Genomic DNA, 7,299 nt, shown 5'->3' with positions numbered 1-7,299 from the left:
CGCCGTGCGCGCCGTGCAGCACGTGGCCGTCGACGACGACGCCACCGCCGAAGCGCTCGCCGGCGAGCAGGGCGACGTAGTCACGGCATCCGACCGCGGCTCCCACCGAGCCCTCGGCGATGGCCGCGAGCTGTGCGTCGTTCTTGATCTCGACGGCGGGGGCCCAGTCGCGCAGGGCCTCGGCGAGGCCCGGATTGGTCCGCTCCCAGAAGCCGTCGGGATGCGGGGGAGAGATGCCCGCGCGATTCACCGGCGCGGCGACGCCGACGCAGATCGCGAGGACCTCGTCGCGCGAGACCTCCGCCTCGGTGAGCGCCTGATCCATCTGTCCCAGGATCGTCGCGCGCCGAGCCGAGGCCGACTGGGTCGAATCGATGTCCGTCCTGTGGTGCACGAGCGTGCGGTCGAGAAGGTCGGCGACGGTGACCGCGACGTGGTTGTCGCCGGCATCCACCCCGATCACCACGCCGAGATCGGATGCCAGCACGAAGCGCCGTGCGGGGCGACCTGCGCGGTAGCTGCCCGCGGCCCGGGCGTTCGGGAGTTCGTGCAGCACGGCGGCGCTGACGAGGGTGTCGATCGCGTCGATGGCTGTGGAGCGCGTCAGCGAGGTGACGGCCATGACCTCGGTCGCGGTGAACTCGCCCGCCGTCCACGCGAAGTCGAGCACGGTGCCGACGCTCGCGCGTCCGGTGCCGAGACCTGCGGATACTTCTGTCACGGGTCTTGACCTCACTCTCGTCCAGATGAGAGAGTACCGTTCATCGAAGTAAATTCGCTCACTAGATTTAGTCTGCGGATCTACAGGACGAAAGGACAACGGTGTCTCCGAAATCTCCATCCCCGGTGCGATTCGTGGCCGGCGCGGCCGCGCTCGTGCTGGTCGGTGCCGGTCTGGCCGGCTGTTCGACGGCCGGCGGGACCGAGACGATCCGCTTCACGTTCAACAAGCGTGAGGCGATCGGTTTCATGACCGATCTCGTCTCTCAGTTCAACTCGTCGCAGAGCGACGTGCGCGTCGAGATCGACACGTCGGGTCCCGACGTCATCTCGGCGAGCTTCGTGCGGGGCAATCCGCCGGACCTCATCCTCGGCAACTACAACTACGAGATCGCGCGCTTCGTGCAGCGGTGCGCCATGAGCGATCTCTCCGGCACGGATGCCGCGGCATCCGTCCGCGACGACCTGCAGCCGCTCATGGATCAGTACGGCTCCTGCGAGGGGCGCACGAGCGCCCTGCCGTACTCGGTGATGGCCGCATCGGTCATCTACAACAAGGAGATCTTCGACGCTCAGGGTCTCGAGGTGCCGCAGACCTGGGACGAGCTGATCGCCGTGTGCGACCAGCTGAAGGAAGCGGGCATCGACCCGTTCTACGCGACCTTCAAGGACGACTGGACGGTCGGCCAGGGCTGGTACGACTACTCGATCGGAGGCTCGGTCGACACGATCGAGTTCTTCGACGCGATGGCCGAGGAGGGGGCTTCGGTCGGTCCCGACTCTCCCGTCTCGTTCGAGCAGGACTTCGCCGAGCCCATGGATCGCATGATGCAGCTCGCGGACGGCTACACGAACGAGGATGCCGCGAGCCGCGGATACGGCGACGGCAACCTGGCCTTCAGCAAGGGCGAGGCCGCGATGTACATGCAGGGCCCCTGGGCGTTCAGCGAGATCGCCAAGACGGCACCCGACCTCGAACTGGGAACCTTCCCGCTGCCCATGACCGATGACCCCGCCGACCTCGGCGTGCGCGTCAACATGGACCTGGGCGCCATGATCCCCGAAGGATCGAAGCACCAGGAGGCGGCCCGGGAGTTCCTCGAGTACCTCTACCTGCCCGAGAACATCGAGGCGTACAACGCCTCGCAGCTCGGATTCACGCCGACCACGGATGCTCCGGCTCCCGACGATCCGCGCATCGAGGGCATGATCGAGTACTACGAGAACGGACAGATCTATCAGGGTCCCTCGGTGCTCGTGCCCAAGACGATCCCGGTGATGAACTACGCCCAGGCGATGGCGCTGGGCGCGTCGACCACCTCGACGCTGCGCACCATGGACGCGGACTGGGCACGCATCGCCTTCCGCGCGCCGATTCCCAAGACCGATGATGCGGCATCCGGCGAGACAGAGGAGTCCGCACCGTGAGCACCACCGCCACCTCGAACACCACGAGGCCGAACAGCCCGACGACCGACACGACGTCGATCGTCACGGGGCAGGGGCGCAAGCTCCACCGTCGCAAGGGGCGTGTCGAGCCCATCTACTACCTGTTCCTGCTGCCGACGCTCGTGATCTTCACGCTGGCGATCACGGTGCCGGCCGTCATGGGGATCTTCTTCAGCTTCACGGACTCGATCGGCATCGGCGAGTGGAGCTTCAACGGGCTCACCAACTACATCGCGATGTTCAGCGACCCCGCCATCCTGCAGAGCTATCTGTTCACGTTCGGCTTCTCGATCGCCACGGTCATCGTCGTCAACGTGATCGCCTTCCTGCTGGCGGTGGGGCTCACGTCGCGCATCCGCTTCAAGACCGGGCTGCGCACGATCTTCGTGATCCCGATGGTGATCTCGGGCATCATCATCGCCTACGTCTTCAACTTCCTCTTCTCGAACTCGCTTCCCGCCGCGGGCGCCGCCGCCGGCATCCCGTGGCTCGAGACGAGCCTGCTCGCCAACCCCGACCTGGCCTGGGTCGCGATCGTGATCGTCACCGCCTGGCAGGCGGTGCCCGGAGCGCTGCTGATCTACATCGCCGGTCTGCTCTCGGTGCCGAGCGAGGTCTACGAGGCCGCGAGCATCGACGGCGCGAGCAAGACGCAGCAGCTGACCCGCATCACCATCCCGCTCGTCGCCGGCTACGTCGTGATCAACGTGATCCTCGGCTTCAAGGGCTTCCTCAACGCCTACGACATCATCGTCGGCCTCACCAACGGCGGCCCGGGAACCTCCACCCGCAGCGTCGCGATGACGATCATCGCGGGCTTCAACGGCGGCGACTACGCCTACCAGATGGCCAACGCGACGATCTTCTTCATCGTCGCCGTGCTCATCTCCCTGCTGCAGCTCTCGCTGACCCGCGGAAGGAACGCACTCTGATGTCGACGCAGACACTCACCACCATCCCGGCCTCGGGAAAGAAGCCGCGCGTCCGCATGGAGCGCGTGAACTGGTCCACCACGATCATCCTGATCCTGAGCGCCGTCACGGTGCTGCTTCCGCTGTACGTCACGCTCTCGATGGCCTTCAAGACGACCGGTCAGGCCGTCGACGGCAACGCGTTCTCGCTGCCGGCACCGTTCAGCATCGACGGCTTCGTCGAGGCCTGGAACCTCACGAAGTTCCCGGTCGGCGCGGGCATCTCGCTGCTCGTCACGGCCGGCACGGTCATCGCGACGATCGTGCTCGCGGCGTTCGCGTCGTACGCGATCGTCCGCAACTGGGACCACCGCCTCTTCCGCTGGTCGTTCTTCTACCTTCTGGCCGCGATGTTCATCCCGTTCCCGGTCGTGGCGCTGCCGCAGATCCAGCTGACCGGACGCGTCGGGCTCGACAACCCGTTCGGCGTGATCATCCTCGCGACCATGTTCCAGCTCAGCTTCAGCGTGCTGCTCTTCACGGCGTTCCTGCGGTCCATCCCGCTCGAGCTCGAAGAGAGCGCCCGCATGGACGGGGCCTCGACGTGGCAGACGTTCTGGCAGCTGATCTTCCCGCTGCTCGCACCCATGAGCGCCACGGTCGGCATCTTCGCCTTCCTCTATGCCTGGAACGACTTCATGATGCCGTCGCTGATCATCTCCGATCCGGCGATGCAGACGCTGCCGGTGCGCCAGAACCTGTTCCAGACCCAGTTCAGCAACAACTACAACGTGTCGTTCGCCTCGTACCTCATGGCGATGGCCCCGGCGATCCTCGCGTACCTGTTCACGCAGCGCTTCGTCATGGAGGGCGTGACGCAGGGCGCCGTCAAGGGCTGACACACGCGCTTCGTCTCGCTTCGCTCGCTCGACGACCGGATGTTCGTTGAGCGAGGCCGGCGGAGCCGCCCGAGACGAAACGCCCCCCAACCTCAGACCGCAACACGAAGGAGCTATACCCCTCATGACCGATGCGCTTCTCACCGAGACCCGCGACGACACGACGGCAGCATGGTGGCGACAGGCCGCCGTGTATCAGATCTACCCCCGCAGCTTCGCGGATGCGAACGGCGACGGGCTCGGCGACATCCCGGGCATCGTCTCGCGGGCCGACTACCTGCAGCAGCTCGGCATCGATGCGGTGTGGCTGAGCCCGTTCTACCCCTCGGCGCTGGCCGACGGCGGCTACGACGTGGCCGACTACCGCAACGTCGATCCGCGCCTGGGCACGCTCGACGACTTCGACGAGATGGTGGCAGCGTTGCACGAGCGCGGCATCCGCGTGGTCGTCGACATCGTGCCGAACCACTCGTCCGATCTGCACGAGTGGTTCCAGGAGGCGCTCGCCGCAGGCCGTGGCTCGGCCGCCCGCGAGCGGTACATCTTCCGCGAGGGGGCGGGGCCCGACGGCTCGGAGCCCCCGACCGACTGGACCGCCGCGTTCGGCGGCTCGGCGTGGGAGCGCGTCGAGGACGGTCAGTGGTTCCTGCACAGCTTCGCCCCCGAGCAGCCCGACCTCAACTGGGATCACCCCGAGGTGCGGGAGGACTTCCTGACGACCCTGCGCTTCTGGTCGGACCGCGGTGTCGACGGGTTCCGCATCGACGTCGCGCACATGCTCACCAAGGACCTCAGCGAGCCGCTGCCCAGCACCGCCGAGCTCGAGCTGCTGCCGCACGACGGCAACCACCCGCTGCACGACCGCGACGACGTGCACGAGGTCTACGCCGAGTGGCGTCGGGTCTTCAACGAGTACGACCCGCCCCGCACGGCCGTCGCCGAGGCGTGGGTGAGCACCCCGGAGCGTCGGGCCAAGTACGCGTCGGCCGAGGGCCTCGGTCAGGCGTTCAACTTCGATCTGCTCGTCGCCGACTTCGATGCGACGCAGTTCCGCACGATCATCGCCGACAACCTGGCGCAGGCGCGCGAGACCGGGTCGTCGACGACCTGGGTGCTCTCGAACCATGACGTGACGCGGCATGCGACGCGATACGGACTCGCGCAGCTGGCCGGTCGCAAGGGCGTCAAGCAGGGCGTCGAGTGGGTCGCCGCCGGCGGACCGGCCGACCAGCTCGACCGCGAGCTCGGGCTCCGTCGGGCGCACGCCGCGACGCTGCTGCTGCTCGGCCTTCCCGGCAGCACCTACCTGTATCAGGGCGAGGAGCTCGGCCTGCAGGAGGTCGCCGAGATCGGACCCGACGATCGCCAGGATCCGGCGTTCTTCCGCGGGGCGGAGTTCGACGGGCTCGGGAGGGACGGATGCCGCGTGCCCCTGCCGTGGACGGCATCCGGATCGTCCTTCGGATTCGGCGCGGGCGATGCGCACCTGCCCCAGCCGGAGTGGTTCGCCGAGTACGCGGTGGATGCCGAGGAGGCCGACCCGTCGTCGACGCTGTCTCTGTACCGCGAGGCATTGCGCCTGCGCCGCGAACTGCAGACCGACGAGAGCCTCGAGTGGATCGAGACCGGACGCGCCGACGTGCTGCGCTTCGCTCGCCCGAACGGCTGGCAGATCGTGACGAACTTCGGCTCGGAGCCTTTCGACCTCGGGGCGGATGCGGCGGATGTCGTGCTCGGCTCGATCGACGGCGGCGCCGTGCCGGCTGATTCGACCGTCTGGATCGCGCCCGCGGGTCTGGCCGGCTGAGGCGTCTCGTCTCGTCGCTGCGCTCCTCGCTCAACGACCGGGGGTCTTCCGGTCGTCGAGCGAGCGCAGTGAGGCGAGCCGCTCGATTTGATAATGGTTCTCATTAGCTCGTACACTGAAGCAATGAAGAAGCCCGTCCTCGCCCTCGCCTTCGTGTCCGCCGCCGCTCTCGCGCTCGCAGGATGCTCCTCGACCCCCGCCGCGGGGGAGGGCGATGCCGACGGAACGATCCAGGTCGTGGCGAGCACCAACGTCTACGGATCACTCGCCGCGCAGATCGGCGGCGACCGCGTCGACGTGCAGTCGATCATCACCTCGGCCTCGCAGGATCCGCACTCGTACGAGGCGTCGGCACGCGACCGGCTGACGGTCAAGGATGCCGACCTCGTGATCGAGAACGGCGGAGGCTACGACGCGTTCATCGACACGCTGCTGCAGGATGCCGGAGACGTGCACGTGGTGACGGCCGTCGAGTCGTCGCACGACTACCCGGGCAACGAGGGTCACGCCGACGACGAGCACACCGACGAGACCGCCGCCGACGATGAGGACCACGACCACGACCACGCCGAGGGCGAAGAGGGACACGAGGGTCACGACCACATCGAGGGCTTCAACGAGCACGTCTGGTTCGACCCCCACACGATGGTGCACGTGGTCGATGCGATCGCCGAGGAGCTCTCGGCGATCGACCCCGACGGCGAGGCCGACTTCACCGCCAACGCCGAGAAGATCACCGCCGACCTCGAGGGCTTCGAGGCCGACCTCGAGACGCTCAAGACGAATGCCGCCGGCGCCGAGGTCATCATCACCGAACCGCTCCCCGGCTACATCGCCACGGCTGCCGGACTCACCGACGTGACGCCCGAGGGCTTCGCCGAGTCGGTCGAAGAGGGCACCGACGTCGCTCCCGCGACCCTGCTCGCCACGCTGCAGGAGATCGAGGGCGGCACGGTCGCGGCCGTGCTCACCAACGCGCAGACCGGCGGTGCGGAGACGCAGCGCGTCGAGGATGCCGCGAGGGATGCCGGAATCCCGGTTGTCGCGTTCACGGAGCTGCTTCCCGACGGATCGTCGTACTCTGAGTGGATGAGTGACGCGATCCAGAGCCTCGCCGACGCCCTCCAGTCGTGAGTGGGGCCGGTCCACAGGCTCAGGAACCCACCGGCGACGGCCACGGACCCACGGCCGGCACGCCCGTTCTCGAGGTGCGCGGCGCCGCGCTCAGCCGCGGCGACCGTGAACTCTGGTCGGGTCTCGATCTGACGGTCGCCCCCGGCGAGTTCATCGCCGTTCTCGGGCCGTCCGGCTCGGGCAAGACCACTCTCCTGCGCAGCATCCTGGGTCTGCAGCCCCTGTCTGCCGGCACGATCGAGGTCGACGGCGAGCCCGTGCGCAAGGGCAACCGTCGCATCGGGTACATCCCCCAGCAGCGCTCGCTCGCGCCCGACACGAGCATGCGCGCTCGCGACCTCGTCGCTCTCGGCGTGCAGGGCAGCCGCTTCGGCTTCCC

The 7,299-nt window shown here is 67.7% G+C and carries 7 protein-coding genes; 6 read left to right on the top strand and 1 reads right to left on the bottom strand.

Features of this window, described 5'->3' with window-relative positions:
• On the bottom strand, positions 1-721 hold a 721-nt coding region (locus RTM68_RS15885), incomplete at its 3' end, for an ROK family protein (protein ID WP_312172755.1).
• Between the two features lie 125 nt (positions 722-846).
• Here RTM68_RS15885 and RTM68_RS15880 point away from each other — a divergent pair.
• The 6 genes from RTM68_RS15880 to RTM68_RS15855 all read left to right on the top strand — a co-directional run.
• Entirely contained in the window at positions 847-2,148 is a 1,302-nt protein-coding gene (locus tag RTM68_RS15880) for an ABC transporter substrate-binding protein (RefSeq protein WP_312172752.1), read from the top strand.
• A complete protein-coding gene (locus tag RTM68_RS15875; RefSeq protein WP_312172749.1) occupies positions 2,145-3,101 on the top strand; it encodes a sugar ABC transporter permease in 957 nt (318 codons plus the stop codon). Before RTM68_RS15880 ends, RTM68_RS15875 begins: the two co-directional genes overlap by 4 nt.
• A complete protein-coding gene (locus tag RTM68_RS15870) occupies positions 3,101-3,979 on the top strand; it encodes a carbohydrate ABC transporter permease (RefSeq protein ID WP_312172747.1) in 879 nt (292 codons plus the stop codon). The genes RTM68_RS15875 and RTM68_RS15870 overlap by 1 nt, the downstream gene beginning before the upstream one ends.
• Before the next feature lie 124 nt (positions 3,980-4,103).
• Positions 4,104-5,786: a glycoside hydrolase family 13 protein gene (locus RTM68_RS15865; RefSeq protein WP_312172745.1), complete on the top strand. Its 1,683-nt coding sequence runs from the start codon at positions 4,104-4,106 to the stop codon at positions 5,784-5,786.
• A gap of 123 nt (positions 5,787-5,909) precedes the next feature.
• Positions 5,910-6,920, top strand: a complete 1,011-nt coding sequence (locus tag RTM68_RS15860; RefSeq protein ID WP_312172744.1) for a metal ABC transporter solute-binding protein, Zn/Mn family — start codon at positions 5,910-5,912, stop codon at positions 6,918-6,920.
• A 74-nt stretch (positions 6,921-6,994) separates the two neighbouring features.
• On the top strand, positions 6,995-7,299 hold a 305-nt coding region (locus RTM68_RS15855), incomplete at its 3' end, for an ATP-binding cassette domain-containing protein (protein WP_312172758.1).

It is taken from the genome of Microbacterium sp. (assembly GCF_031988965.1).
Taxonomy (GTDB): Bacteria; Actinomycetota; Actinomycetes; order Actinomycetales; family Microbacteriaceae; genus Microbacterium.
This window is presented reverse-complemented; position numbering and strand designations above follow the sequence as displayed.

What these genes read in the sequence shown, in the direction of transcription:
- RTM68_RS15860 (WP_312172744.1), top strand. Translation starts at nt 5,910, where the DNA reads ATGAAGAAGCCCGTCCTCGCCCTCGCCTTCGTGTCCGCCGCCGCTCTC.
- RTM68_RS15865 (WP_312172745.1), top strand. Translation starts at nt 4,104, where the DNA reads ATGACCGATGCGCTTCTCACCGAGACCCGCGACGACACGACGGCAGCA.
- RTM68_RS15870 (WP_312172747.1), top strand. Translation starts at nt 3,101, where the DNA reads ATGTCGACGCAGACACTCACCACCATCCCGGCCTCGGGAAAGAAGCCG.